The sequence below is a fragment of the Chitinophaga sp. CB10 genome (assembly GCA_001870995.2).
Taxonomy (GTDB): Bacteria; Bacteroidota; Bacteroidia; order Chitinophagales; family Chitinophagaceae; genus Chitinophaga.
Window position 1 is genome coordinate 25895 of the sequence record MLAV02000018.1, and the last position, 25592, is coordinate 51486.

General features: G+C 52.1%; 20 protein-coding genes and 1 pseudogene. 18 read left to right on the top strand and 3 right to left on the bottom strand.

Translation table 11 applies throughout. From position 1 onward, the window contains the following. Positions 1-84 precede the first annotated feature (84 nt). A complete protein-coding gene (locus BOC67_RS21170; protein ID WP_291913332.1) occupies positions 85-1482 on the top strand; it encodes a Gfo/Idh/MocA family oxidoreductase in 1398 nt (465 codons plus the stop codon). Positions 1483-1759: 277 nt separating this feature from the next. Here the strand turns inward: BOC67_RS21170 and galK are convergent, their stop codons facing one another. Together galK and BOC67_RS21180 are read right to left on the bottom strand one after the other, a co-directional pair. Then, positions 1760-2902 (bottom strand): galactokinase, encoded by a 1143-nt coding sequence (gene galK / locus BOC67_RS21175; protein WP_291913334.1) that lies wholly within the window; start codon positions 2900-2902, stop codon positions 1760-1762. A gap of 120 nt (positions 2903-3022) precedes the next feature. Continuing rightward, positions 3023-4360 (bottom strand): sugar MFS transporter, encoded by a 1338-nt coding sequence (locus BOC67_RS21180; RefSeq protein ID WP_291913336.1) that lies wholly within the window; start codon positions 4358-4360, stop codon positions 3023-3025. A gap of 474 nt (positions 4361-4834) precedes the next feature. Between BOC67_RS21180 and BOC67_RS21185 the strand changes: the two genes are divergently transcribed. From BOC67_RS21185 to BOC67_RS21255, 15 genes and pseudogenes are all read left to right on the top strand, one after another. After that, entirely contained in the window at positions 4835-6472 is a 1638-nt protein-coding gene (locus BOC67_RS21185) for an MFS transporter (protein WP_291913338.1), read from the top strand. Next, the gene (locus BOC67_RS21190) at positions 6444-7409 is read left to right on the top strand and encodes an ROK family protein (RefSeq protein ID WP_291913339.1); all 966 of its coding nucleotides are present in this window, start codon (positions 6444-6446) and stop codon (positions 7407-7409) included. The genes BOC67_RS21185 and BOC67_RS21190 overlap by 29 nt, the downstream gene beginning before the upstream one ends. 10 nt (positions 7410-7419) lie before the next feature. Continuing rightward, the gene (locus BOC67_RS21195; RefSeq protein WP_291913341.1) at positions 7420-8472 is read left to right on the top strand and encodes a N(4)-(beta-N-acetylglucosaminyl)-L-asparaginase; all 1053 of its coding nucleotides are present in this window, start codon (positions 7420-7422) and stop codon (positions 8470-8472) included. A gap of 347 nt (positions 8473-8819) precedes the next feature. Continuing rightward, a complete protein-coding gene (locus BOC67_RS21200) occupies positions 8820-9581 on the top strand; it encodes a copper homeostasis protein CutC (protein ID WP_291913344.1) in 762 nt (253 codons plus the stop codon). A gap of 66 nt (positions 9582-9647) precedes the next feature. Further along, positions 9648-10532 carry an alkaline phosphatase gene (locus BOC67_RS21205; RefSeq protein WP_291913346.1) on the top strand — a complete coding sequence of 295 codons (885 nt, stop codon included), beginning with the start codon at positions 9648-9650 and terminating at the stop codon, positions 10530-10532. A 9-nt stretch (positions 10533-10541) separates the two neighbouring features. After that, on the top strand, positions 10542-11309 hold the full coding sequence (locus BOC67_RS21210) for an endonuclease/exonuclease/phosphatase family protein (RefSeq protein ID WP_291913347.1): 768 nt from the start codon (positions 10542-10544) through the stop codon (positions 11307-11309). A gap of 22 nt (positions 11310-11331) precedes the next feature. Then, a complete protein-coding gene (locus BOC67_RS21215; protein ID WP_291913348.1) occupies positions 11332-13623 on the top strand; it encodes a glycoside hydrolase family 20 protein in 2292 nt (763 codons plus the stop codon). A 323-nt stretch (positions 13624-13946) separates the two neighbouring features. Next, positions 13947-15878 (top strand): annotated as a pseudogene (nagB, locus tag BOC67_RS21220) (glucosamine-6-phosphate deaminase); the annotation flags it as partial. Positions 15879-16052: 174 nt separating this feature from the next. Beyond that, complete coding sequence (locus tag BOC67_RS21225; RefSeq protein WP_291913349.1) at positions 16053-16622, top strand: hypothetical protein; 570 nt, start codon at positions 16053-16055, stop codon at positions 16620-16622. A 149-nt stretch (positions 16623-16771) separates the two neighbouring features. Continuing rightward, complete coding sequence (locus tag BOC67_RS21230; protein WP_291913352.1) at positions 16772-17146, top strand: hypothetical protein; 375 nt, start codon at positions 16772-16774, stop codon at positions 17144-17146. 40 nt (positions 17147-17186) lie between these two features. Next, positions 17187-18008, top strand: coding sequence for a hypothetical protein (locus BOC67_RS21235; RefSeq protein WP_291913355.1), 822 nt, complete (start codon positions 17187-17189; stop codon positions 18006-18008). 93 nt (positions 18009-18101) lie between these two features. Then, on the top strand, positions 18102-19058 hold the full coding sequence (locus BOC67_RS21240; RefSeq protein WP_291913360.1) for a putative sulfate exporter family transporter: 957 nt from the start codon (positions 18102-18104) through the stop codon (positions 19056-19058). A 132-nt stretch (positions 19059-19190) separates the two neighbouring features. Beyond that, positions 19191-20072, top strand: a complete 882-nt coding sequence (locus tag BOC67_RS21245) for an SAM-dependent methyltransferase (RefSeq protein WP_291913363.1) — start codon at positions 19191-19193, stop codon at positions 20070-20072. Positions 20073-20132: 60 nt separating this feature from the next. After that, a complete protein-coding gene (locus tag BOC67_RS21250; RefSeq protein WP_291913367.1) occupies positions 20133-20828 on the top strand; it encodes a gamma-glutamyl-gamma-aminobutyrate hydrolase family protein in 696 nt (231 codons plus the stop codon). A 7-nt stretch (positions 20829-20835) separates the two neighbouring features. Next, positions 20836-21804 carry a YpdA family putative bacillithiol disulfide reductase gene (locus BOC67_RS21255; RefSeq protein WP_291913370.1) on the top strand — a complete coding sequence of 323 codons (969 nt, stop codon included), beginning with the start codon at positions 20836-20838 and terminating at the stop codon, positions 21802-21804. On the opposite strand, the gene murB is transcribed toward BOC67_RS21255, so the two are convergent. Then, complete coding sequence (murB, locus tag BOC67_RS21260; protein WP_291913373.1) at positions 21801-22817, bottom strand: UDP-N-acetylmuramate dehydrogenase; 1017 nt, start codon at positions 22815-22817, stop codon at positions 21801-21803. The two genes, BOC67_RS21255 and murB, sit on opposite strands and share 4 nt — an antisense overlap. A gap of 77 nt (positions 22818-22894) precedes the next feature. On the opposite strand from murB, the gene BOC67_RS21265 reads away from it, so the two are divergent. Together BOC67_RS21265 and BOC67_RS21270 are read left to right on the top strand one after the other, a co-directional pair. Next, the gene (locus BOC67_RS21265) at positions 22895-23563 is read left to right on the top strand and encodes an NAD(P)H-binding protein (protein WP_291913376.1); all 669 of its coding nucleotides are present in this window, start codon (positions 22895-22897) and stop codon (positions 23561-23563) included. 31 nt (positions 23564-23594) lie between these two features. After that, positions 23595-25559: a DUF3857 domain-containing protein gene (locus BOC67_RS21270; RefSeq protein WP_291913381.1), complete on the top strand. Its 1965-nt coding sequence runs from the start codon at positions 23595-23597 to the stop codon at positions 25557-25559. Positions 25560-25592 lie beyond the last annotated feature (33 nt).

Consider the following 25592-nt stretch of genomic DNA (forward strand, 5'->3'; position numbering starts at 1 on the left):
GACCTGCATTACTTTGCTTCATCTTATTTTATAAATTTAGCCTCTTCTGAACGTATTATAATACGCTATTTAAACAACTGAACAATGATGAAACAACCACTGCATCGCAGAAGTTTTCTCAAAAACACCGCAGCAGCAGGTATTGGCCTGTCTATGCTGGGTTCTTCTGCAAAGCTTTTCGCAAATGAAAAAAAACCAAAAGTTAGAGTTGGCCTGATTGGCGTGGGCGCCCGTGGATTGAGCCATCTGGACCTCGCACTTCGCAGAGAAGATGTGGATGTAGTTGCCTTTGCCGATCCTGATACTGCTTACACGGTGCCAAAAGCGAGGGATATGATCACCAAAGCTTACGGTGCAAAACGTAAGGTGGCTGAATACACTAACGGTCCGGAAGATTTTCGCAACATGCTGAAACGGGATGACATCGATGCGGTGATCATCGCGACGCCGTGGGAATGGCATTCCATCATGGCGATTGCAGCAATGAAAGCGGGAAAGATCCCTGCAGTGGAAGTATGTGGCGCTTCTGACATCCAGGAGTGCTGGGAACTGGTGAACACGAGCGAATCTACAGGCATTCCTGTATTCGGTATGGAAAACGTGTGCTACCGCCGCGATGTAATGGCGGTACTGCAAATGGTGCGTCAGGGCCTGTTCGGCGAGCTCACACACTTACAAGGTGGCTACCAGCACGACTTACGCGCCGTTAAATTCAACAACGGTAAACAATATTATGGCGGTGGCGTGGAATTTGGTGAGAACGCGCTCTCCGAAGCTAAATGGAGAACCAACCACTCCGTTCACCGCAATGGCGACCTGTATCCATCCCATGGTCTGGGTCCTATCTGCAATGCCATCAACATCAACCGTGGTAACCGTTTGCTGTCCCTGACTTCTGTGGCAACAAAATCCCGCGGTCTGCACAAATACATCGTTGACAACAGCAGCGAAAGTCATCCGAACGCGAAGGTGAACTTCAAACTGGGCGACATCGTTTCTACCCTGATCACTACGAACAATGGGGAAACGATCATGCTGTCGCACGACACGAACAGTCCGCGCCCTTACTCCCTGAACTTCCGCGTACAAGGTACCAATGGCCTGTGGATGGATGATCAGAAACAGATCTATATCGAGAAAGTGAGCCCTAAACATGATGTTTGGGAAAGCACCGGTAAGTTCGACGATCCTTCCAGCTACTACGGCAAGTACGATCATCCGCTGTGGAAACGCTATGCGAAAGATGCAGCCGGCGCTGGTCATGGTGGTATGGACTGGTTTGTAATGAACTCCTTCATTGAGAGTATCAAACGCGGTGCGCCGTTTGCGCTGGACGTATATGATATGGCTACCTGGTATGCGATTACTCCGCTGACCGAGCAGTCTATCCAGGAAGGCGGCAGCGTACAGTATATTCCTGACTTCACCCGCGGCCGCTGGATGAACAGGAAACCGATCTTCGCTTTGGATGATCAGTATTAAGAGATAGTTGAATTATAAAGTACTAACGGGAAACGGCCGGCTGAGGGATCAGCCGGCCGTATTGTTTCAGGTGAACCAATATTATTATCTGCGGGCGTACCGATCAGGCGTTTTTGGCGCAGTTACAAACAATCGCGGCGGCCGGCCACCATGGCTTATCCCGCGCCTAATGCCGGCCTGGCCGTACCACTATCGCAGCGCCGCCTTAAATCTTTTCTCCCCCTAAAACAAAAAAACCGCCTGTAAAGGCGGTTTATGTCAGCTTGCATTATTGAACTTATAAAACTGTCACCCCGTTTTCAATCGTGGTAACATAGATTTCAGGATCTTTATTATACTCCTTGTTATAACGGGAACGCACAAACTCCGTGTACTCCTCAACTTTATCCGCCGCCACCAGGTTGATGGTACAGCCGCCAAAGCCGCCACCCATCACGCGTGCGCCGGCTACTTCCTCCCGCTCGCTGGCCAGGGAAACGAGGAAATCCAGTTCAGGGCAGCTTACTTCATAGAGCTTGCTCAAGCCTTCGTGGGTTTCGTACATCAGTTTGCCGAACTCGGACAGCTTGCCCTGTTGCAGTAAACCGGTGGCTTCCTGCACCCGGGAAATTTCTTCAATCACGTACACACAGCGATCGTACACTTTTGCCGGCAGCTCCGCTTTCACTTCTTCCAGCATTTCCAATGTGGCATCCCGGAGGGATTTCACTTCAGGATGGCGTTGCTGAATGGCTTTCACGCCGGCTTCGCATTGCTGGCGGCGTACGTTGTATTCAGAGGAAGCGAGGGAATGATGCACCATGGAGTTGCACAGCACCACCTTGTATCCCGGGAATTCAAACGGGAAATATTCGTAATGCAGGCTGCGGCAATCCAGTCGCATCACCTGGTCCTTTTTACCGTGGAGGTTCGCAAACTGGTCCATGATCCCGCATTTTACGCCGGGGAAGGTATGCTCCGCCTGCTGGCCGATCAGCGCCATATCCATGCGGGACAGGCCAAAGCCAAACAGTTTGTCTAACGCTGCTACGAGGCCGCCTTCCACCGCGGCGGAAGAAGACAGGCCCGCGCCGATAGGAATATCGCCTGCCAGCACACAGTCAAATCCTTCCACTTTCAACCCCCGCTGCTGCAGCATGGCTACTACGCCCATGATGTAGTTGATCCATCCCGGGGTAGGCACTACCGCATCCAGCGAAAAAGTGATGGTTTCCTTACTAAAATCAGCGTAGACCTTACATTGATTACTGTTATTCGGCGCTACTGCGTACACAATTTTTTTATCGATGGCAGCGGGTAATACAAAGCCGTCGTTATAATCTGTATGTTCACCTATAAGATTTATTCGCCCTGGGGATACAACGATCAATGGTTCTTTTCCGAAAAGTTTGACGAATTGCTCTTTTGTTTTTTGTATCATTAAGTACCTGTAATTAAACGTAAAATTTACGCCTAAAAATACGCGATAAAAAATAAGGAACAAAGAAATTTTTCAGGGGAAAAACCGCTTTGTTCCTTATTCCTTGTTATTCAATACGACTTATGCCGTTACTAATTGTTTTTTGCCAATCTTGTGTCCGATCACTGCATAGAACAGGATGTAGAGGTAGCAAGGCAGCATGCAGTACAGGAAGGCGTGTCTGAAATCGATGTTCGGGCTGTAGAGGAAGCTGAACATGGACTGTTTGTTAAACATACCGCTGTAGATCTGTGGCAGCACGGCGCCGCCTACGATACCCATTACCAGCAGTGCGGAACCGGTTTTGGTGAATTTGCCCAGGCCGTCGATCGCCATCGGGAAAATCGCAGGCCACATCAGGGAGTTGGCCAGTCCCAGCAAGGCAATGCAGGTAACTGCGGAGAAACCGGTTTTGGTATAAGCCATCACGGTAAATACGATGCCCAGCGCCGCGCAGATGAGCAGCGACTTCTGAGCGCTCAGGTATTTAGGGATGGTGATGATACCGATGATATAACCCGCCAGCATGGCTACCAGCGTGAAAGAGGTGAAATATTTGGTCTGATCGAGGCTCATGCCCATGGATTTACCGTAGGAGCCGATTACGTCGCCTGCCATTACTTCCACACCTACATAAACGAAGATGCAAAGCACGCCCAGCAGGAGGTGCGGAAACTGGAAAATGCTGGTTTTACCAACGGTAGCGGCAGCGGTGGCTGCATCTTCCTCGTTGGTGTCGATTTCAGGCAGGCTGCTCTTTTTCAGCAGGAAAGCCAGTACCAGCAGCACGATGGCAATTACCGTATAGGGGCCGATGACGCGGGAAGCGAGGTTATCCAGCAGGCCGGCTTTTACCACCGGGTCGGTAGCGGCGGCAATTTTGCCTTTCAGCTCTTCGGCGCCGCTGAGCAGGATTACGCCCAGGATGATGGGCGCGAGGGCGCCTGCCACCTTGTTACAGATACCCATGATACTGATACGCTTGGCCGCACTTTCCTTAGGGCCAATGATGCTGGCATATGGGTTCACGGCTGTTTGCAGCAGCGCCAAACCACCACCCTGAATAAACAGGCCGGTCAGGAACATCGGATAACTCCGGGCATTGGCTGCGGGGATAAATACCAGCGAGCCGATGGCGATGATGCCAAGGCCAACGGACATACCATTTTTAAATCCTGTTTTCTCCAATATGTAAGAGGATGGAATAGAAAGAAACAGGTAGGCAAGGTAAAAGGCAAACGTCACCAGCAGGGACTGGGAGACATTCAGCTCGCATACAATTTCAAAAAATTGGATCAGTGCCCCGTTTAACCAGGTCACGAAGCCAAATACGAAGAACAGCATGGAGATGATCGCCATTGCCTGTCCGTACCCGGCTTTTTTAGGAGGTACTTCCATTGTTACTGTTTGATTCGACATAAGCTGAGTAGATTGTTTTAAGTATTTGCGAACATAAGAAACAGTTTCTATATTTCATAAATATCTTAGCTAAAACGTTTTATCGCCTAAAAAAAACACAAGTGTTTATCCGGTTTTTTAGAAAATGATAAAAAATAATTTATACATTTATCGGGCAAAAATTCACTGTAACTTAACACGTTTATGGCTCAGCAACAACGGCAAAACGCGCAAAGTACTCATCCTTCTTTCTTTGTGCTAATTTTAGTGTTCTTTTTTTGGGGCTTTTTAGCCGCATCCAACAGCATATTCATCCCGTTCTGCAAGACCCATTTTAACCTTACCCAGCTTGAATCTCAGCTGATTGATTTTGCTTTCTACAGTGCCTACTTTATCGGGTCTTTGATCCTCTATCTGGCATCGGCAGCAAGAAAGGTAGATATCCTCAACAAGATAGGATATAAAAAGGGTATTATTTACGGTTTATTGATTTCTGTGCTTGGATCTGCTATCATGATCCCCTGTGTCAACAAAGAGAAAATTGTTCCTATCACGGAAACCGCAGCAGACATCAGCAGTTTCCAGGTTGGTCAGCAATTGCAGACTTCAGATCGCGAGGTGAAGATCCGTCGCGATAAAAATGAAAAAAATGAGCCAGTTACGTATTCCCTCATTGTTTCTAAAAATGAAGCAGGCGCCAAATACGCTTCCAACGCCAACCTGCAGGCAGCGGTAGGCGGCAGCTTCACCGAAACCGCCACTGAATACACCGGCACTTTCTCCAAGGACAAACTGCAAAATGTATTAGGCGTACTGGAAACTGATTTCCACCAAACCGTTACCTTCGGCTACTTTGCGCTGATCCTGATGGCCCTCTTCATCGTGGCACTCGGATTCTCCCTGCAACAGACAGCCGCCAATCCGTTCGCCATCATCCTTGGCGACCCTGCCAAAGGCGCGCACCGCCTGAACCTGGCGGGAGGTATCAACTCCTTCGGTACTACCATCGGCCCTATCATCGTGAGCATGCTGCTCTTCGGTGGCGCTGCCGGCGGCGCGGTTACCGATACGGATATCAGCAAGATCAACACGCTGTACATCCTCCTGATTGTACTGTTCCTCGTGGCTGCTGCTATCTTCGCATTTGTGAAAATGCCGGACAACCAGGAAGAAGGCGAAAGCTTCGAATCTTCCCCGAAAGCAACAAAAGCAATTCTCGGCATCACCGCGATGTTCGTACTGATCCTCGCAGGGCTGGCCCTGAAAATGGAACTGCCGCTGTTTACCGCCGGTATCGTTGGTATCATCGGTATCCTGCTCGTTGCACAGTCCTCCTCCAATAAAAATCCTGAAGGCTGGGGCGCGATGCGTTATCCACAGCTGACATTGGGTATGCTGGCCATCTTCATCTATGTAGGTGTAGAAGTAACCATCGCCAGCAACCTGGGCGGACTGCTCACCCACCCGGGCTTCCTGACGCCGGAAGGCTTACCTGAATCCAAGCTGGATCCATATGTATCCCTGTTCTGGGGTTCCATGATGATTGGCCGTTGGACGGGCGCTATCAGCGTATTCAACGTTTCCAAAAACACCCGTAAGATCCTTTGCGTGATCGTGCCTTTCGTGGCTTATGCCATTGTGCTGGGCGCCAACGTGATCAAGGGCAATGATGTATCCGGACTGTATCCATACGTAATCTGCATTGCCATCCAGATCATCGGCTTCTTCATGGGCCAGGATAAACCGGCTAAAACACTGATGATTTTCGGTTTGCTGGGCGTACTGTTTGTACTGGTAGGTTTATTCACCACCGGTCCGCTGGCTACCTTCGCCTTCCTCAGCGGCGGCCTGTTCTGCTCTGTAATGTGGCCAAACATCTTTGCGCTGGCCATTGCGGGCCTGGGTAAATACACCGGTCAGGGTTCTGCATTCCTCGTTATGATGATCCTCGGCGGTTCCCTGGTACCACCATTACAAGGCGGCCTGGCGGATATTCCGGCCATCGGCATTCACCACTCCTACATTATTCCGGGCTTATGCTTTGCATACCTGGCATTCTTCGCATTCAAAGTTAAAAACATATTAAAATCTCAAGGAATTGATTATGAGTCAGCAATTAGCGGTGGGCATTGATATTGGGGGAACTAACACAGTTTTTGGCATCGTAGATCGCAGAGGTAATATTTTGAGTGATGGCAAGATGTCAACCAAAAGCCATGATAATGTAGAGGATTTCTTAACAGAACTCCACGGTCACCTCAGCAAACTCATTGAGCAGGCTGGCGGAACTGAAAATATAAGAGGTATAGGCGTTGGCGCTCCAAACGGCAACTTCTACACCGGTAATATAGAATATGCGCCAAACCTTTCCTGGCGCGGCATCGTGCCCCTGGCAAACCTGCTGGAACAGCGCTTCGGCCTGCCCACCGTGCTTACCAACGATGCCAACGCAGCTGCCATAGGTGAAATGACCTATGGCGCTGCCCGCGGAATGAAAGATTTCATCATGATCACCCTCGGCACCGGCGTTGGCAGCGGCATTGTTGCGAACGGACAGCTGATTTACGGCCATGATGGTTTCGCAGGCGAACTCGGTCACTGCATTGTGCAGCCCGGCGGCCGCCTTCACCCGGGCACCGGCATGCGCGGCTCCCTGGAATCCTATGCATCCGCCACGGGCGTTTGCAATACGGCCAAGGAGTTCCTCACCACCCGCCCGGAAGTAGAGAGCGTGTTGCGCCAGTATCCGCTGGATGATATCACCTCCAAAATGATCTATGAGGCCGCGATGAAAAATGACGCCCTGGCAAAAGAAGTGTACGAATACACCGGCAAGATCCTCGGGGAAGCGCTGGCCAACTTCGTGATGTTCTCCAGCCCGGAAGCCATCATCCTTTTCGGCGGACTTACCAAAGCGGGCGACATGCTCATGAAACCTGTACGCATCCACATGGAAAATAATGTGCTGCCGATATTCCAGAATAAAGTTAAATTGCTGTTCTCGGAGTTAAAGGAAAGTGACGCCGCTATTTTGGGCGCTAGTGCCCTCGCATGGGAAATGAAAGACTAAACATCCTATAATGAAAGATAGAAGAAGTTTTCTGAAAACAGCGGCCCTGGGCGCCGCTGTTTTCTCTTTAGACAGCATCGCCTCCGCCGCAGACGCGCAGGCTAAAAAAGGAAGTGTAACCGGTAAACCTATCGTTGTTTCTACCTGGGATTTTGGTCGCGCTGCCAACAGCGCCGCATGGGAAATCCTGAAAAACGGCGGTCGCGCCCTCGACGCCGTGGAAGCAGGGGTACGCGTACCGGAAGCAGATCCCAACAATCACACCGTAGGCTACTCCGGCTACCCGGACAGGGATGGCCGCGTGACCCTCGATGCCTGCATCATGGACGAATTCGGCAATGCCGGCTCCGTATGCGCGCTCGAACACATCACCCACGCCATTTCCGTAGCGCGTAAAGTGATGGAGAAAACGCCGCATGTGATGCTCGCAGGCGACGGCGCCCTGCAATTCGCCCTGGCAAACGGTTTCGAGAAAGAGAACCTCCTAACGCCGGAAGCGGAAAAAGCATGGAAGGAATGGTTGAAAAAATCCGAATACAAGCCGGTGATCAACATTGAAAATAAATCATACGACAGCAAAGGCGCTACTGCCTTCAATCCACTCATGCTGCCGGGCAACCAGTACAACCACGACACCATCGGGATGGTAGCCATGGACGCTGCGGGCAACCTCTCCGGCGCCTGCACTACCAGCGGTATGGCGTTTAAGCTGCATGGCCGCGTGGGCGACTCCCCCATCATCGGGGCAGGGTTGTATGTGGACAACGAGATCGGCGCTGCCACCAGCACCGGCGTTGGCGAAGAAGTGATCAAGATTGTAGGTTCCCACCTGGTAGTGGAACTCATGCGCCAGGGCTATCCGCCTGAAGCGGCCTGTAAAGAAGCGGTGAACCGCATCGTTAAACGCAGTCCGTCCAAAGCGAAAGAAATCCAGGTAGGATTCCTCGCGCTCAACAAAAATGGACAGGTAGGCGCATACTGCCTGCAGCCTGGCTTTAGCTACGCGGTACTGTCCAACGAACAGAACAATGTGCTGATTAACGGCAAATCGCATTTTAAGTAGGAGGGTTGCTCGCAAAGGGGCATAAGGGAAATGTAAGACGCAAAGAGGATGAGGGTGTTTGATATTAAAGTATAACAGATTAGCTAATGGTATCAAAGTGACATCATATGGTGATAGCAACTTTGATCAATTTCGCTATTAATAGGTAAGCATTTAGGATAAGGTTGTTTCCGATCCATTTTAGCCAGTACCATCAACCTACCCTACACACCTTTGCGTCTTACTCCCCCTTATGCAGCTTTGCGAGAAAAAACTCCGCGAGAAAAAACTTTGCGAGAAAAAACTCCGCGAGAAATACCTCCGCGAGCAAAAACCCTCGCCAGCAACAAACTCAAAATCATTACACCATGCTCACCCTTGAAATCTGCGCCGGCTCTGTAACCTCCTGCATCGCAGCCGAAAAAGGCGGCGCCTCCCGCATAGAACTGTGCGACAACCTCCTCGAAGGCGGCACCACTCCCAGCTACGGTACCATCGCCTTGGCAAGGGAAAAAGTTAAAATTGACCTGTATCCCATCATACGCCCGCGTGGCGGCGACTTCCTCTATTCCGACATCGAATTCGAAACCATGAAGCGCGATGTAGCCCTCTGCAAACAACTGGGCTGCAACGGCGTGGTAATCGGCATCCTCACCGCGGAAGGGAAAGTGGACAAAGCCCGCTGTAAAGAGCTGGTAGACCTGGCATGGCCCATGGGCGTTACATTCCACCGCGCGTTCGACATGACGGACAACCCTTTTGAAGCGCTGGAAGATATTATCGCCATCGGCTGCGAAAGGATACTGACCTCCGGCTGCCGCAATACCGCCATGGAAGGGGCTGAACTGCTGAAAGAACTCGTGATCCGCGCGGACGACCGCATTGCCATCATGGCCGGTTCCGGCGTGCGCAGCACCAACATCGCCACCCTCGTGAAAACTACCGGCGTAACGGAATTTCATACTTCCGCCAAAGCCTACAACGATAGCAAAATGGTGTACCGCAATCCAAACGTTAGTATGGGCGGCATCCCGGGCGTGCCGGAATACGGCATCTCCGAATCACAGGAAAATGAAGTGCGATTAATACGCGAAATAGCTGAAAAAGCATTGGCCGAAATCAGCCAATAATCCTATTTTAGCCGCTTGCCATTTTGCAAACGGTATTATCTACGCTGTAATTGAAACGTGAACATTATGAAAAAACTGATTCTTGCAGCTGCATTGCTGCTGGGCGGCACCTTCGCCCACGCACAGGTAAAAGGTGTGCGTCATGTTATCCTGATCGGAATGGACGGCTTCGGCGCCTATTCCTTCCCTAAAGCGGACAATCCCGTAATGAAACAAATGATGCAGGAAGGCGCCTGGACGCTCGAAGCCAGGAGCGTACTCCCCTCTTCCAGCGCGGTAAACTGGGCCTCCATGGTGATGGGCGCCGGCCCTGAACTGCACGGCTATACGGAGTGGGACAGCAAAGTGCCGGAACTGCCCTCCCGCGTGCTGGATCAATACGGCATGTTCCCTTCCATTTATACCCTCCTGCGGGAGCAAAAACCGAAAGCTGAAATCGGCGTGATTTACAGCTGGCAGGGCATCGGCCACCTTTTCCCCAAGCAGGCGGTGAATTACAGCCTGGGCACAAAGGATAACGACTCCCTTGCAACCGCCGCCGCAATTGACTATCTTAAAGCCAAACAACCGGACTTCCTCTTCATTCACTTCGACGAGCCGGATGGCGTAGGCCACAACATCGGTCACCATACGCCTGAATATTACGAGCAGGTGAAGAAGAACGACGCGCTGCTGGGCAAAATTTTCCAGGGCATCAAGGACGCCGGCATGTGGGATAACTCCATCATTATCCTCACGGCCGATCATGGTGGTATCAGGAAAGGCCATGGCGGAAAATCCATGGATGAAATGCAAATACCCTGGATTATCCGCGGACCAGGCGTTAAGAAGAATACACAGATTACCAACAGCGTCATGACCTATGATACCGCCGCAACCATTGCGTGGATCTTTGGACTTAAAACACCGCAGGTATGGACTGGCCGTCCCGTTACAGCAGCCTTTAAATAATTAGTCGCCATGAAAAGCATTCTTTCCGCAGCCCTGCTGCTCCTGCTGATGAGCAGCGCCGGCTTCTCCCAGCAAAAAATAAAAGTACTCAGCTACAACATACACCACGGCGCGAACATGAAAAATGTGATCGACCTGCCAGCCATTGCAGCAGTGATCAACGCTGAAAAGCCCGACCTGGTTGCCTTACAGGAGGTGGACAGCGCCACCGGCCGCAGCGGCAAAGTGGATCAGCTCCAGGAGCTGGCCCGGCTTACCGGCATGTATGGCTACTTTGGCCGCTCCATGAATTACGATGGCGGCGGTTACGGCACCGGCATCCTTTCCCGCTATCCCATCAAAGAAGCCGCCACCCTGCAAATGCCGGTGGGCGAAGGAAAAGAGCCACGGGCGACCAGTATGATTGTAACCAACATACCTGGTACCAAAGGCGTTCGCTTTGCCAGCACCCACCTGGATGTGGAGCGCGAAGATACCTGGCGCATACAGGAAGCCGAGCTGCTCTGCCAACATTTTAAAACAAGTACACTGCCGGTGATCATTGCGGGCGATTTCAACGCCCTGCCAGACAGCAAGCCTATTGCGGCTTTCAGGCAATTGTTCACCGACCTCTCTGCGGACTCAGGCCCCAGTTTCCCTTCGGAAAAGCCGGGGATTAAGCTGGATTACATCATGACCGCCAAAGCGCCCGCCCGCTGGAAAGCCGCGCTGGCGAAGGTAATCAACGAACCGATGGCATCCGACCACCGCCCTGTTTACGTAGAGATCAGCCTGTAAAAACTATCAACTTCATATGACTTTGAAAAAATTATCTCGCTGGGGCCTGTCTATCGCCCTGCTGGGCCTGTTCAGCTGCGGCAACGGCAGCAACCCAGGCACGCCGAAAGGTAAGGTGAGCATCATTCCCATGCCGGTAAACGTGCAGGAAAAAGCAGACTCCTTCCTGCTGAACAAACGCACCGTACTGGTGGCCGGTAATGAGGCCGACAAACAAACGGCGGCGCTCTTCAACAGCTGGCTGAAGGAGCTTACCGGCTATGAGCTGGACGTGGCGCCGCAAGGTACGGACAATGCCATCCTGCTCCATAGCGGTACGGACACTACTAACGCGGAAGGCTATACGCTGGACGTGAATAACAAAACCATTACCATCAACGGTAACAGCAGCGCCGGTACCTTCTACGGCGTACAGTCGCTCATACAGCTGCTGCCGGTAGAAAAAGCCAGCGCCATGTACGTTCCCGGCGTGCATATTGAGGACGCGCCCCGCTTCGCCTACCGCGGTTTGCACCTGGATGTGAGCCGGCACTTCTTCCCGGTGGAGTTTATCAAGAAGTACATCGACCTGATGGCGATGCATAAGTACAATACTTTCCACTGGCACCTGACGGACGACCAGGGATGGAGAATTGAAATCAAGCGTTTCCCGCGCCTGCAGGAAGTGGCTTCCAAACGGAAGGAAACCATGGCCGGCCATTACAACGAAGGGAAATACGATGGCAAGCCTTACGGCGGCTTCTACACGCAGGAGCAGGTGAAGGAAGTGGTGAAATATGCAGCGGAGCATTTTGTAACGGTTATCCCGGAAATAGAAATGCCGGGCCATGCCCTGGCTGCCCTGGCCGCCTATCCTAACCTCGGTTGCACCGGCGGCCCTTACGAAGTAGGCACCCGCTGGGGCGTACTGGACGACGTATTCTGCGCCGGCAACGACAGCGTGTTCACCTTCCTGGAATCCGTGATGGAAGAGGTTTTACCGCTGTTCCCCAGCAGGTACGTGCACATCGGCGGGGATGAATGCCCGAAGGTACGCTGGGAAAAATGCCCTAAATGCCAGGCGCGTATCAAAGCCCTTGGCCTGAAGGACGAGCATGCCCTGCAGAGCTACTTCATCCAGCGCATGGAAAAATACCTCAACGCACATGGCAAACAGATCATCGGCTGGGATGAAATCCTGGAAGGCGGCCTGGCGCCTAATGCGACGGTGATGAGCTGGAGAGGCATTGAAGGCGGTATTACCGCTGCCAAACAGCATCATGATGTGATCATGACGCCGGGCGATTACTGCTATTTTGACCATTATCAGTCGAAAAGTAAAACAGAGCCACTGGCTATTGGCGGCTACCTGCCGGTCAGCAAGGTGTACGAATACGAGCCTATCCCTGCGGAGTTAACCGCGGATGAAGCCAAATATATCAAGGGCGCGCAGGCCAACCTCTGGTCGGAATACATTGCCAGTCCTGAGCATATGGAATACATGGTGTATCCGCGCGCTACCGCGCTGGCGGAAGTGCTTTGGTCGCCGGCGGACAAACGCGACTATAACAACTTTGTAGAAAGGTTGAAAGTACACCTGAAACGCCTGGACCTCAAGAAAGTGAATTACGCCAAACATGTGTTTGAAATCACCGGGGCGGTGGAAGATAACCATAAAGGCGGTGTGCAGGTAAAGCTGGATGCCAAACTGGATGGCGGTAAAATTACCTATACTACTGACAGTACCGCGCCTACAGCGGAAGGTACCGCTTACCGCGCGCCGGTACAGGTGCAGCAATCAGGTACCATCCGCGCGCAGGTATTCCAGGACGGGAAGCCTTTTGGCAATGAGTACAGCCAGGCTTTCCTGTACCACAAAGGCCTGGGCAAAAAGGTAACCCTGGCTGCCCCGCCTGAAAAGAATTACAACCCGGGTACTCCCTTTGCGCTGGTAAACGGCGTGCAGGGCAGTGCGGAGTTTAATGACAACCAATGGTTCGGATACAAAACCACTCCGCTCACAGCCGTGGTGGAACTGGATAGCATCCAGGATATCAGCGAGTTAGGCACCAATACCATCAAAGGCGCCTCCAACTGGATCTATCCGCCCAGGTCTGTTGTTTTTTCTGTTTCGGAAGATGGGAATGCTTACAAGGAAGTATTTAAGCAAACCAGCTTTACTGCTGACGGTATCAACAGGATCAGGGCGAAAATTACGCCGGTAAGGGCTAAATATGTGAAAATGCAGGCCGTTCCTTATGGTAATATCCCGGCAGGGGCGGTTGGTGCAGGTAATCCTGCGTGGATGTTCATTGATGAGATTATTATCAATTAAATCTGCGGAATGCCGCCATGATAAAGAAAGAGGCGGGATGCGCCGGATTGCCGGTAATCATCTCAGCAACACGCCCGGGCCCATAAAACAAAGAAACCGTCTGGCATGACACCAGACGGTTTTTTTGTTGATCCTACACCTAATTTATATTATGAAAAAAGCATTTCCCGAAAGCATTCAACTATATTAACGGAATCGGAAGGAAAATGGTTCTCCCGCCGCGCAAGAATTTTCAATTAAATAAGTGCTAAATAAACGTAGATATTAGCGGTATTTTTTTTAATTTTCCGGCTCGTTTTTAAACCGCATCTAATCAAAAACGTTTACAAATGACGATTAATCATCAGGAAATCGAACTGATCGACAGCTTTGAGCAAATTGCTGTGGAAATTCATTCCTCTGCCAAAGAGGGTTCCAAAGCAGTTGCCCGCGAAATCGCCGCGCTGATCCGCGAGCGGCAGGCTGCCAATCAAAAATGTGTTTTAGGACTGGCGACAGGCTCCACTCCTAAGTACCTCTATGCCGAACTTGTACGCCTGCACAAGGAAGAAGGGCTGAGCTTCAAAAATGTAATTACGTTTAACCTGGATGAATACTACCCAATAGAGCCGGATGCTCTCCAGAGCTACAACCGCTTTATGAAAGAACACCTGTTCAATCATGTGGATATTCCTGAAGGCAATTACAACGTTCCGGACGGTACTATCCAGAAAGACCAGATCAAACAATACTGCGAGCAGTATGACAGAAAGATCGAGGAAGCCGGTGGCATTGATATCCAGATCCTGGGTATCGGTAACAACGGTCATATCGGTTTCAACGAGCCTGGTTCCAACATCAACTCCCACACCCGTCTGATCACGCTGGACAACAGTACCCGTCTGGCAAATGCATATGAGTTCCCTAACATGAGCCAGGTACCCCGTTTGGCCATCACCATGGGTATCGGCACTATCATGAAGGCTAAGCGCGTACTGCTGATGGCCTGGGGCTCCCACAAAGCGAAAATCGTATGCCGTTCCGTAGAAGGCCAGAGCACTGACCAGGTGCCCGCTTCCCTGCTGCAACAGCATGCTAACTGCAAATTCGTGATCGATGAGCAGGCTGCTGCTGAGCTGACCCGCTTCAAAGAGCCATGGCTCACCGGCGATTGCGAATGGACGCCTAAGCTGATCCGCAAAGCCGTAACCGGCCTGGCGCTGAAGCTCAACAAGCCTATCCTCATGCTGACCGATAAAGACTACAATGAAAACGGTTTGAACGACCTCATTGTACAATACGGTTCCGCATATGAGCTGAATATTAAAGAATTCAACGCTATCCGCGATACCATCACCGGCTGGCCGGGCGGTAAACCGGGCCCTCAGCTGCCTAAGCATCCGGAGCGCTCCGAGCCTGCGAAGAAAACAGTGCTGATCTTCTCTCCGCACCCGGACGATGATATCATTTCCATGGGTGGCACCTTCATCCGCCTGCATGAGCAGGGCCATGATGTGCACGTAGCTTACCAGACTTCCGGCAACATCGCGGTTACCGATGAATTCGTACTCCGCTTCGTGGACTTCGCCGTAGGCTTTGAGCATATGTTCGACATCGACGGTAGCAAATCCACCCAGATCCTGGCAGACGCCAAAGCGTTTATCAACAGCAAAAAGCCAAGCCAGAAGGATACACCGGAAATCCGCTCCATCAAAGGGCTGATCCGCCGTTGCGAAGCGAAAGCTACCTGCCGCTACGTAGGCATCCCTGAAGGTAATGAACACTTCATGAACCTGCCTTTCTACGAAACCGGCCTGGTGGAAAAGAAACCAATGGGCCCGGAAGATGTGCAGCTGACGGTAGACCTGCTCCGCAAAATCAAACCGCAGCAGGTGTATTGCGCCGGCGACCTCGCCGATCCGCATGGCACCCACAAAGTATGCCTGGACATTATCTTCGCAGCACTGGAAATCGTGAAGAACGACGACTGGGCCAAAGATTGCTGGGTATGGCTGTACAAAGGCGCATGGCAGGAATGGGACATCCACGAAATCGAAATGGCTGTACCAATGAGCCCTGACCAGGTGTACCAGAAACGCCTCGGTATCTTCATCCACCAGAGCCAGAAAGACGTGGTGCCTTTCCAGGGTACCGACAGCCGCGAGTTCTGGGAGCGTGCGGAAGACCGTAACGCCAACACCGCGCAACTCTACGATAAGCTCGGCTTACAGCAATATGCAGCCATGGAAGCGTTTGTACGCTACCATTTCATGTAATTGCTACAGATATTCAACTGAAAAAGGGGTTGCCGGTCCGGCAGCCCCTTTTTATATTCAGCGCTTTCCATTGCATAACATCCGCATAACTCCACCCTAATTACCATTGGTATAATTTACCCTTCATATTGCAAATATTCTTTTAAATTACGCCACAAACTACAATGCGCTTCAATGGAAAATGATATCCTCATTGACTTCCGTTTTACTAAAACGAAACCAGGCTTTGGTGATCTGTTCCTGATTACGGGTGAAACCCATCCTAAATTCGCCCCCCGTAACAATGCCTTCGGGCAACTGGCCCACCTGGGCTTTGAGCAGTTGGACGACTTTTTCGGTATTCTTAACAGTGAGGAAGCCGGCGACGATGTAATCGTATGGCTCTTCCCCATGCTGAACGGAGAGGAAGTATTTCACAACAGCGGCTCCTTCGATGCCATCCGCCTCTCTTACAACGCGCTGCGCAATACTGCGGACAGCCTCGCCATCCTGCAGGCATGCTACGATGCCTTCACCACCCACCTGGATACCCAGGCCCTCTTCGAAGGGAAAGCCATCAACTCCTTTGAACCGGTACGCGCAAAAGCCGGCGAAATCATCAGCTACTGGCGCGGCAACCAGATAGAACCCGGCTCCGAAGCCAGCCTGCTTATCGACGAAGACGATGACGAGGACTGGGATGACGACGAATTCCTGGATGAAGACTGGGTAGATGAGGATGAAGATGATAACAGTAAAAAGTAAGCCTTAGCGGTACACGGTAACTTCGGCATATGCCTAACGGGCGACTTACCTCAGGTACGTCGCCCGTTGGTTTTTGATGCCTTATTTCTTTCTCCCAAAAAAATATTAAATTGTAACCACCTATACAACTAAACCTGATGCCAACAACTATGACTACACGTAATTTCAAAGGTTATGCCGGGCTGGTATTGGCCGCCGTTATAGTGGCCGCGCTGCTCATTTCCGGCATTCCCGGCTCCCGCAAAGCCACCCACGAAAAACATACAGTCAAAACCGCAACAGTTGAAGAAGTTAAAGAGGGTTCCGCCGGTATTATCCTCCACCTGAAAAACGATCCGAAGATCTATTTTATCGACACCAAAAAACGCCGGCACCCCAGCGCGGCCGAGCTGCAACGCCAACTCTCCGGCAAGGAAACCCGGCTGGTAGTGGCCGACAACTGGTCGCCCCTGGACCCCTTTTCCAGCATGCAGGAAATAGAGTCGATCGAGTTGGAACAACACACCGTCTTTTCGGCGCACTAACCTTTTTTCTTTATCTTAGTCACCTGTATATGTGTGACTTATGAAGAAGATTACCTATTTGTTACTCGCTGTTTTGTTGATAGCCTGCGATCCGAAAGGCAGCAGCAAATACGATAATGAGGAAGATTCCGGGAAGGCAAAGACGACGACCGACGCTAAGAAAACGCCCGCCAAAGCGGCCAAACCTATTGGCGGCGAGAGAATAAATAAATCCGCTACCATCCGCCAGCAGCCCAACGGTACGCCCGTTGCGAGCCTGGTCGACTATGCGCCCGTGCGCTGCGCCACCATCCGTAAAGGCTGGTACCCCGTGAGTATTGATTTCGACATCACGGCGGACGAATACCGCAAACCCAGCTTCCGCAAAGGCCGCAAGCTGTCCGTCAACGGCGTGCCTGCCGGCGCCCTGCTTCGCGATATCAAACTGCCCGTTTCCACCAATGGCGACAGGATGTGGGCTACCATCGAAGGCTTTACCGAACAAAGCAGCATCCGCCAGGGCAGCATTGTGGAAGTGGCGGCCGTCAACTTCCTGAAGCAGCATAAAGACTACAGCATCGACGGCCTGCAACCTTTTATCCACAACTTCCAGCTGGATGAGGACAGCGCCATCAAACCCTACGTGCTGTATTACAATTATGAAAGCGGGATCGACGATCCGAGCCCCGGCTACCGCCTCGCGTTTGTCTGCCAGGGTAAGCAGCTGATCGGCGTGCTGCATTCCCGCCCGTTTGCCCTGCAAGGCACTACGCCACGCCGCCTGCAACGCGGCTATGCCGTGAACTTCCTGCCGGGTATCGACGATTACCTGAAAGAAGATTTCTGCAAGAAATTCAATTCCTATATAGTCACAGTTGATTAATGTCATAACTTTTCGTTATAACCTATTACTTTTAAAGATTTGACTCCGGCCTTGCCTGTGCTGACCTTTGCTGCATAAACCAACGTTCAGCATATGGCACATCAGCACATCAGCAGCAACAAACTCCGGTTTGCCCCTTTACGCAAACCGCTCTTCTTTACTGCGGCGGCAGTAACGCTGCTGCCCATCGTATCCCCGCCGGTAGCCCTGTTAATGGGCATTGCGCTGGCGCAGACCACCGGCAACCCCTACGCGCAGCTTACCCGCCGCACCACGCACTGGCTGCTGCAACTCTCTGTAATAGGCCTCGGCTTTGGCATGAACGCCCACCAGGCGCTGCGGGCCGGCCGGGAAGGCCTGCTGCTCACCATCGCTTCCATTGCCGCCACACTGCTGCTCGGCTACGGGCTCGGCAGACTGCTAGGCATCGATAAAAAAACCAGTCACCTCGTTGCCAGCGGCACCGCCATTTGCGGAGGCAGCGCCATTGCCGCCATTGCGCCGGTGGTAAAGGCCAACGATCAACAACTCTCCGTATCCCTGGGTATCATCTTCCTGCTCAACAGCATCGCCCTGTTCCTCTTCCCTGTGCTGGGACATTTATTGCACCTGAGCCAAACCCAGTTTGGTTTGTGGAGCGCGATAGCCATACACGACACCAGCTCCGTGGTAGGCGCCGCCGGCAAGTACGGCACGGAAGCCCTGCAGGTAGCCACTACGGTGAAGCTTTCCCGCGCGTTGTGGATCATCCCCGTATCCCTGCTCACCGGCCTCCTGTTCAGAAACGGTACCAGCAACATCAGGATCCCCTGGTTCATTGGCTTGTTCGTTATCGCCATGTTACTGAATACCTTCCTGCCGTTGGGCCATATCAGTTATACCCTTACCAGCGCCGCCAAAACGGGGCTGGCGCTGACCCTCTTCCTCATCGGCAGTAACCTGAGCCGGGAAGTGCTGGGCAGCATCGGCTGGAAACCACTGCTGCAGGGCGTCTTATTATGGGTATTCATCAGCGCGGCCACGCTGGCAGCCATTATTTTCCTGCAGTGATCCACTGCAGGAAATATCCCTGCATTTCCTTACATTTGAAATACTGAAGGATCGTCAGGTATTTTCCCCGGGATGCATCGGCAGGCAGTTAACTGAAATCGCTATTAAATAACCATTATACTTCTTTCCCCTATGAGCTGGAAGCACGGCGGCCGTGCCACTATTTTCATGGCGCTATCACGGGCTATAGAAAGTACAGCCCCCGCCCATAAAAGACTCCTATACGATCCCTTTGCTGCAGCATTTTTGTCGCCCCTGTTTCAAAAAATCGTTGCCTGCTGTAACTACGGGCCTCTCCGCAAAGTCACCACTACCATCTTGCAATTCCGCTGGCCGGGCGCTTACACGGCCGCCATAGCGCGCACCCGCCTGATAGACGATATGATCCGCGACGCGGTGAATAACCAGGGCATCAACCAGGTGATCATCATCAATGCGCGGCTGGATACGCGGGCGCACCGGCTGAAAACCAGCATCCCCGTGCAATACGTGGAGGTGGACCTGAAGGAATCCCAGCTGCAAAAGCAGGAAATAATTTTCAACCTCGTTCCCGAACAGGTGACCTACGTGGATTACGTACCGGCGGACATCCATACGGAGCGGTTATCTTCCGTGATGATCAGCCACCTGCAAAGGGAATACTATAAAACCCTGTTCCTCTGGGAAGGCGTTACCTCCAACCTGAAGGCAAAAGAAATTGACGAGTTTTTCGACTATGTCACCCGCTATCCTGCCGGCACGCAGATCATCCTTACCTACCTCCATAAAGCGGCCGTGGATAACCCGGATAAATTCCGCGGCTTCCGCTCCGTAGCGCGCACGCTGGGCCGCAAAGGGGAGTTCTTCAACTTCGGCGTATATCCCGACGCCTGGACGGCCATGTTCCGGGAGCGCAACATGCACGTTACCTATGATGGCGGCGCCAGCGACTACCGGGCGCAATACTACCGGGAGGCCGCCAAACGCATGAAAGGCTACGAATACTTCCGCGTAGTACGGGCCGCATTAAAATAATACCATAGCTCGGGCCGATTGAATATCTTTGCAGCATTCTTCACGATAGCAGGACCCGATATGCATATTCATTATTTCCAACATGTTTCATTTGAAGGCTTAGGATGTATAGCGGATTGGTGCCGCACGCAGGGCCATACCCTCACCGCCACCAAATGGTTTGAACCCAACGCCGGCACGGAAGCCGCTGCCACGGCGGATTGGATCATTATCATGGGCGGCCCCATGGGCGTGTATGAGCAGGATAAATATCCCTGGCTCGCCACCGAAATTCAAATCGTAAAAAAAGCCCTGGAACAGCAGAAGAAAGTATTGGGTATATGCCTCGGCTCGCAGGTACTGGCTGCTGCCCTGGGCGCTAACGTGTACGCACATACGCAAAAGGAAATCGGCTGGTACCCGGTGGATTTTACCTTCCAGGACCAGGCTGCATCCCTGCACGGTGTGCTGCCACAACATATGGAAGTTTTCCATTACCATGGCGATACGTTTGATATCCCGGCAGGCGCTACCCGCTTTGCCGCCTCTGCGGCCTGCAACAACCAGGCGTTTATATACGATAACGCCATCGGCCTGCAGTTTCATATCGAGCTCACGCCTGACTCGCTGCTGGCAATAGTGGAGCACGGGCAGGACGACCTGGCGGCCGGCGGCGCCTATGTGCAGCCCCGCAATGAAATACTGGCCAACACGGCACAATTAACCGTTAACAACAATGCTTTGGTAAACTTGTTGAATTACCTGGCAGCAAAATAAATTTACTATGGACGCGGCATATGACGTAATCATTATCGGAGGGGGACCAATAGGCATTGCCTGCGCGCTCACCGCGCAGCGGGCAGGCTTGTCGTACCTGGTGATTGAAAAAGGATGTCTGACGAACAGCTTGTACAACTATCCCCTGTACATGACTTTCTTCTCCACCTCCGAAAGGCTGGAAATAGGCAATATTCCCTTTGTATGTATCAATCCCAAACCCAATCGCCCGGAAGCCCTGGAATACTACCGGCGCGTGGCTACCAGCAACCAGTTAAACATCCGGCTGTTTGAAGAGGTAACCGGCATCATCCCTAACGGGAACGAATATACGGTGCATACGCCCAGGGGGCAGTACCACGGGCGGCATGTGGTGATTGCCACCGGCTTTTACGATATCCCCAACCTGCTGAACATACCCGGGGAAAACCTGCCGAAAGTGACGCACTACTACAAAGACCCGCATTTTTACGCTACCCGCAAAGTGCTGGTGGTAGGCGCCAATAACTCCGCGGTGGACGCGGCTTTGGAAACCTATCGCAAAGGCGCGCAGGTAACGATGGTGATACGCGAAGATGGCATTGGCAAAAGGGTGAAATACTGGGTAAAGCCTGATATCGAAAACCGTATCAAAGAAGGCAGCATCAAGGCCTACTATCATTCCAGCCTGGCGGCCGTGCGGGAAAACGAGGCTGACATCCGCACGCCGGAAGGAATAGTTACGATTCCTAACGATTTCGTGATTGCAATGACCGGATACCAGCCCAACTTTGAGTTCCTGAAAAAAGCAGGCATCGCCCTGTCGGACGATGCCAAGAAATATCCTGCCTACAATCCCATCACGATGGAAACCAATATGCCGCGCATTTACTTAGCCGGCGTGGTTTGTGGCGGGATGGACACGCATGTATGGTTCATTGAAAATTCCCGGGAGCATGCGGATAAGATCATTCAGCATATCCGCAGCAGGGTTTAAATAATGTTCACTTCTCTTTCGAGGGTAACGCCGAATTTTTCCTGCACACTGTCTACCACTTGTTGCGACAGGTGGTAGATCTCACTACCCTTCGCATTCCCGTAATTCACCAGCACAAGGGATTGTTTGGCATGCACGCCGGCATCGCCCTCCCGGTAACCTTTCCAGCCGCATTGCTCAATCAGCCAGCCGGCGGCCAGTTTGAAATGATCGTCCGGCAGCGGATAGGCCACGATGCCGGGGAAGCCGTCTTTCAGGCGGCGGTAGGTAGCGCCATCCACGGATGGATTTTTGAAGAAGCTGCCGGCATTGCCGATCTCCGCCGGGTTCGGCAGTTTGGAACTGCGGATGTTGATTACCGCATCGCTGATGGCCCTGATGGAAAGCTCCTTCACGCCCATATGCTCCAACTCCGCTTCTATAGCGCCATAGCTGGTATTAAAATGCGGCGTTTTACTCAGTTTATACGTTACCGATATGATGGCAAACTGGTTTTTGTACTGATGCTTGAATACGCTCTCCCGGTAGCCAAACTTGCAGTCGGCATTGTTGAAAGTCACCAGCTGCTTGTCCTCCAGGTGATAGGCTTCCAGCTCATGGAAGCAGTCTTTGATCTCCACGCCGTACGCGCCGATGTTCTGCATCGGACTGGCGCCAACATTCCCCGGTATGAGGGAAAGGTTTTCCAGCCCGGCCAGGTTCCGCCCGATACAATACTGTACGAAGCCATGCCAGTTCTCCCCCGCGCCCGCTTTCACATATACGTAATCGTTATCCTCTGCCACTACGGAGATCCCCTTAATTTCATTTTTGAGCATGGCGCCATTGTAGTTTTGGGTGAAAAGAATATTGCTTCCTCCGCCCAGGATCATACGTGGACGCCCAATTACCCGCTGATCAGCCAGCCCTGATTCCAAGTCCTGCAAACTCGCAAAAGTGCCGAAAAAACGTGCGGCAGCAGTGATTCCAAAGGTGTTATACGGCTTTAACAGAACATTTTCAGATATGAGCATAACTAAGCATTCAAAAAACTTAACTTTATATCGGACAAAGATAAACCGGATTTACTAACATCAGCACAATTCTATCCATGGAAAAAACTGCTATTGTAATAGGAGCTACCGGCCTTACAGGTACTCACCTCGTATCAGCGCTCCTGCACAACGGGTACTATACCCATGTAAAGGTGCTGGTACGCAAACACTGGTTTAATCCCAGGCCGGGGCTGGAAAGCGTGATAGTGGATTACTCGGATGAAGCCACCCTGCGTACTTTGCTCAAAGGCGACGCCCTGTTCTGCTGCATCGGTACTACGATTAAGAAAGCCGGCTCCAAAGAAAACTTCCGCAAAGTAGATTTTGATATCCCTGTGAGATGCGCCAGGATCGCGCATGAAAACGGGGTCCCGCAATTCCTCGTCATATCCAGTATAGGCGCCAACCTGTACAGCCGCAATTTCTACCTCCGCACAAAAGGGCAGCTGGAAGCCGCCATCGAAGGCATCGGCTTCCCCTCCACCAGTATTTTCCGCCCCAGCTTCCTGTTGGGGCAACGCCAGGAATTCAGGCTGGGCGAATGGCTGAGCAAATACCTCATCCAGTTGTTCTACTTCCTGCTGCAAGGCCGCTGGAAAAAATACCGGGGCATCAAAGCCGCTACCGTAGCCAGCGCCATGCTGAAAGTAGCGAAGAAAGACGCCCCCGGCATCGCTGTGTTTGAATCCGACGCCATCCAGGAAATAGGGGAAACCCCGCGCTGAGTTTGGCCAACACTACGTATCTTTATTGCTTATGCAACGACTTATATTCTTTCTGATCACTCTCTGCTGGATAGCTTTATCCCAACCCGGTAAAGCCCAGGATAATAAGTTCCCGGATGTATGGCCAAGAAACGCCGTAAAGCACCCTGTGCCCGGCGGCCCGCAATACAACGTGCCCTTTTTTACGCTCATACAACGCGAAACATTCGACTTCAACGTCAATAACGAAGATAAAGCCGCCGGCATCGCCTACTATCACAAACTGTACAAGAGCATCCAGATACAGCAAACGCTGAACAGGGATTCCTTTAACTCCGTACAGTTTTCCGTGCCCGGCAGCGAGGAAACCCGCAGCCTGAACGTACGTAAAATCAGTGCGGACGGCACGGCCACCAACCTGGCGCGCAACGCGCGGGCGGTGAATAACAATGCAGGCGGCACCACCATCAGCATTGAAGGCCTGGAAGCCAACGCCGGCGACGAGATTGAATACGAGCTCACCACCAAAGCCTCCGGCTACGCGGGCGCGTTTATCATGCAGTCGGAGATCCCCACCGCAGAAGCGCTGTTCCGCCTGACGGCTCCCAAAACAATGAAATTCAATTTCAGCTCCAACATCCCCGGCGCTGCGCCCGCCGTTAGCGAAGAGGGTAACAGTAACGTGTACACGTTTACCAGGGAAAACGTGGCGCCGATACGCAGCAACCCGTTATACAACGTGAAACCGGTGCTGGCACGGCTGGAATTTGCACTCGCGGAAATTACAGAAGGCAGTAAAACCACTAAAATAAACTGGCAGGACTTCGGTAAGGAAACCTTTATTCCTTACGCTGCCATCAACAAACAGGAGGCCCGCCTCGTGGAAAAGGAACTCGGCAACCTGCCTTTCCTGAAGCAGCGCATGCCGCTGCCACAGCTGCTGTACCTGCTGGAACAATACATGAAAAACAATTATCAGCTCACTCCTCCGGATCCCTACCAGCAGCCGGGCGACCTGGTGGAGGCCATCCGCACCAAAAGAACGGATAAGATGGGCATGATCAAGCTGATGAACGCTTTCCTGTATTACCTGAACATTCCTACGCACGTGCTCTTCACCTCTGCCAGGGATGAAATTCCTTTGCAGAAGGACCTGGTTAATCCTCAGCTGGCCTCCAACGTACTGCTGTACTTCCCTACCCTGGGCCAGGCCATGGCGCCGGGCGAGCCGGAATCCCGCTTCCCCTGCTACCCTGCCAACTGGATCAACCTGCTGGCAGTAAGATGCCATGATACCCTCATTGGCGATAAAAGCGAAGTGCTGACAGACCTGATCAATACGCCACTGCCTGATTATACTTTCAGTAACATCAGCATGGATGCTTCCCTGACGGACCTGAATAACCCGACCTGGGAGGTCACGCAGTCCTACGGCGGTTATGCGGCCGCGAATGTGAAACGGGGCTTTGAGCGCGCCGGCAACGACGAAAGCAGGAAAAACGCGGCCTTCAACTCCATCCTCCCGCTGGAACCCGCTATGCGTAAGGTTGTGAGCTACAGCGCAACGAACGAAACATTCAATAACTACCCGCTGGATAAGCCGGTGGTGGTGAAATCCAAACTCAGCACGCCTTCCCTCGTGGAAAACAAAGGCACGGGTAAAAATATCAAGGTGGGCAACCTGCTCAGCGGCAGCCTGATCCTCAACCCCGTCATGCCGGAAGATACGCTGCCCGTACAGCTGGCGTTTCCGTTCTACTTTGAAACCCGCCTCCATATCGACATCCCGCAGGGGTATAAGGTGATGAACAAGGACGATTTCAGCGCCAGCATCGGCGATAAGAACGAGCACCTGGGCATGAAAATGCGCCTTGTGCAGGACGGCAATAAAGCGCACATCTTTGTAGTGCAGTACTTTAAACTGGTTGATTTTAAAGGGGCCGACAAGGATTTATTCCGGAAAATCGTAGAGCGGGTGCAGATATTGAAACAGCAGGAGCTTATACTTGGTAAATAATAAAAGCAAGGGGGGTATCAACAGTTGATACCC

Coding starts and splice junctions, on each gene's coding strand:
- BOC67_RS21170 (WP_291913332.1), top strand. CDS start 85: ATGATGAAACAACCACTGCATCGCAGAAGTTTTCTCAAAAACACCGCA.
- galK (WP_291913334.1), bottom strand. CDS start 2,902: ATGATACAAAAAACAAAAGAGCAATTCGTCAAACTTTTCGGAAAAGAA.
- BOC67_RS21180 (WP_291913336.1), bottom strand. CDS start 4,360: ATGTCGAATCAAACAGTAACAATGGAAGTACCTCCTAAAAAAGCCGGG.
- BOC67_RS21190 (WP_291913339.1), top strand. CDS start 6,444: ATGAGTCAGCAATTAGCGGTGGGCATTGATATTGGGGGAACTAACACA.
- BOC67_RS21195 (WP_291913341.1), top strand. CDS start 7,420: ATGAAAGATAGAAGAAGTTTTCTGAAAACAGCGGCCCTGGGCGCCGCT.
- BOC67_RS21200 (WP_291913344.1), top strand. CDS start 8,820: ATGCTCACCCTTGAAATCTGCGCCGGCTCTGTAACCTCCTGCATCGCA.
- BOC67_RS21205 (WP_291913346.1), top strand. CDS start 9,648: ATGAAAAAACTGATTCTTGCAGCTGCATTGCTGCTGGGCGGCACCTTC.
- BOC67_RS21210 (WP_291913347.1), top strand. CDS start 10,542: ATGAAAAGCATTCTTTCCGCAGCCCTGCTGCTCCTGCTGATGAGCAGC.
- BOC67_RS21225 (WP_291913349.1), top strand. CDS start 16,053: ATGGAAAATGATATCCTCATTGACTTCCGTTTTACTAAAACGAAACCA.
- BOC67_RS21230 (WP_291913352.1), top strand. CDS start 16,772: ATGACTACACGTAATTTCAAAGGTTATGCCGGGCTGGTATTGGCCGCC.
- BOC67_RS21235 (WP_291913355.1), top strand. CDS start 17,187: ATGAAGAAGATTACCTATTTGTTACTCGCTGTTTTGTTGATAGCCTGC.
- BOC67_RS21240 (WP_291913360.1), top strand. CDS start 18,102: ATGGCACATCAGCACATCAGCAGCAACAAACTCCGGTTTGCCCCTTTA.
- BOC67_RS21245 (WP_291913363.1), top strand. CDS start 19,191: ATGAGCTGGAAGCACGGCGGCCGTGCCACTATTTTCATGGCGCTATCA.
- BOC67_RS21250 (WP_291913367.1), top strand. CDS start 20,133: ATGCATATTCATTATTTCCAACATGTTTCATTTGAAGGCTTAGGATGT.
- BOC67_RS21255 (WP_291913370.1), top strand. CDS start 20,836: ATGGACGCGGCATATGACGTAATCATTATCGGAGGGGGACCAATAGGC.
- murB (WP_291913373.1), bottom strand. CDS start 22,817: ATGCTCATATCTGAAAATGTTCTGTTAAAGCCGTATAACACCTTTGGA.
- BOC67_RS21265 (WP_291913376.1), top strand. CDS start 22,895: ATGGAAAAAACTGCTATTGTAATAGGAGCTACCGGCCTTACAGGTACT.
- BOC67_RS21270 (WP_291913381.1), top strand. CDS start 23,595: ATGCAACGACTTATATTCTTTCTGATCACTCTCTGCTGGATAGCTTTA.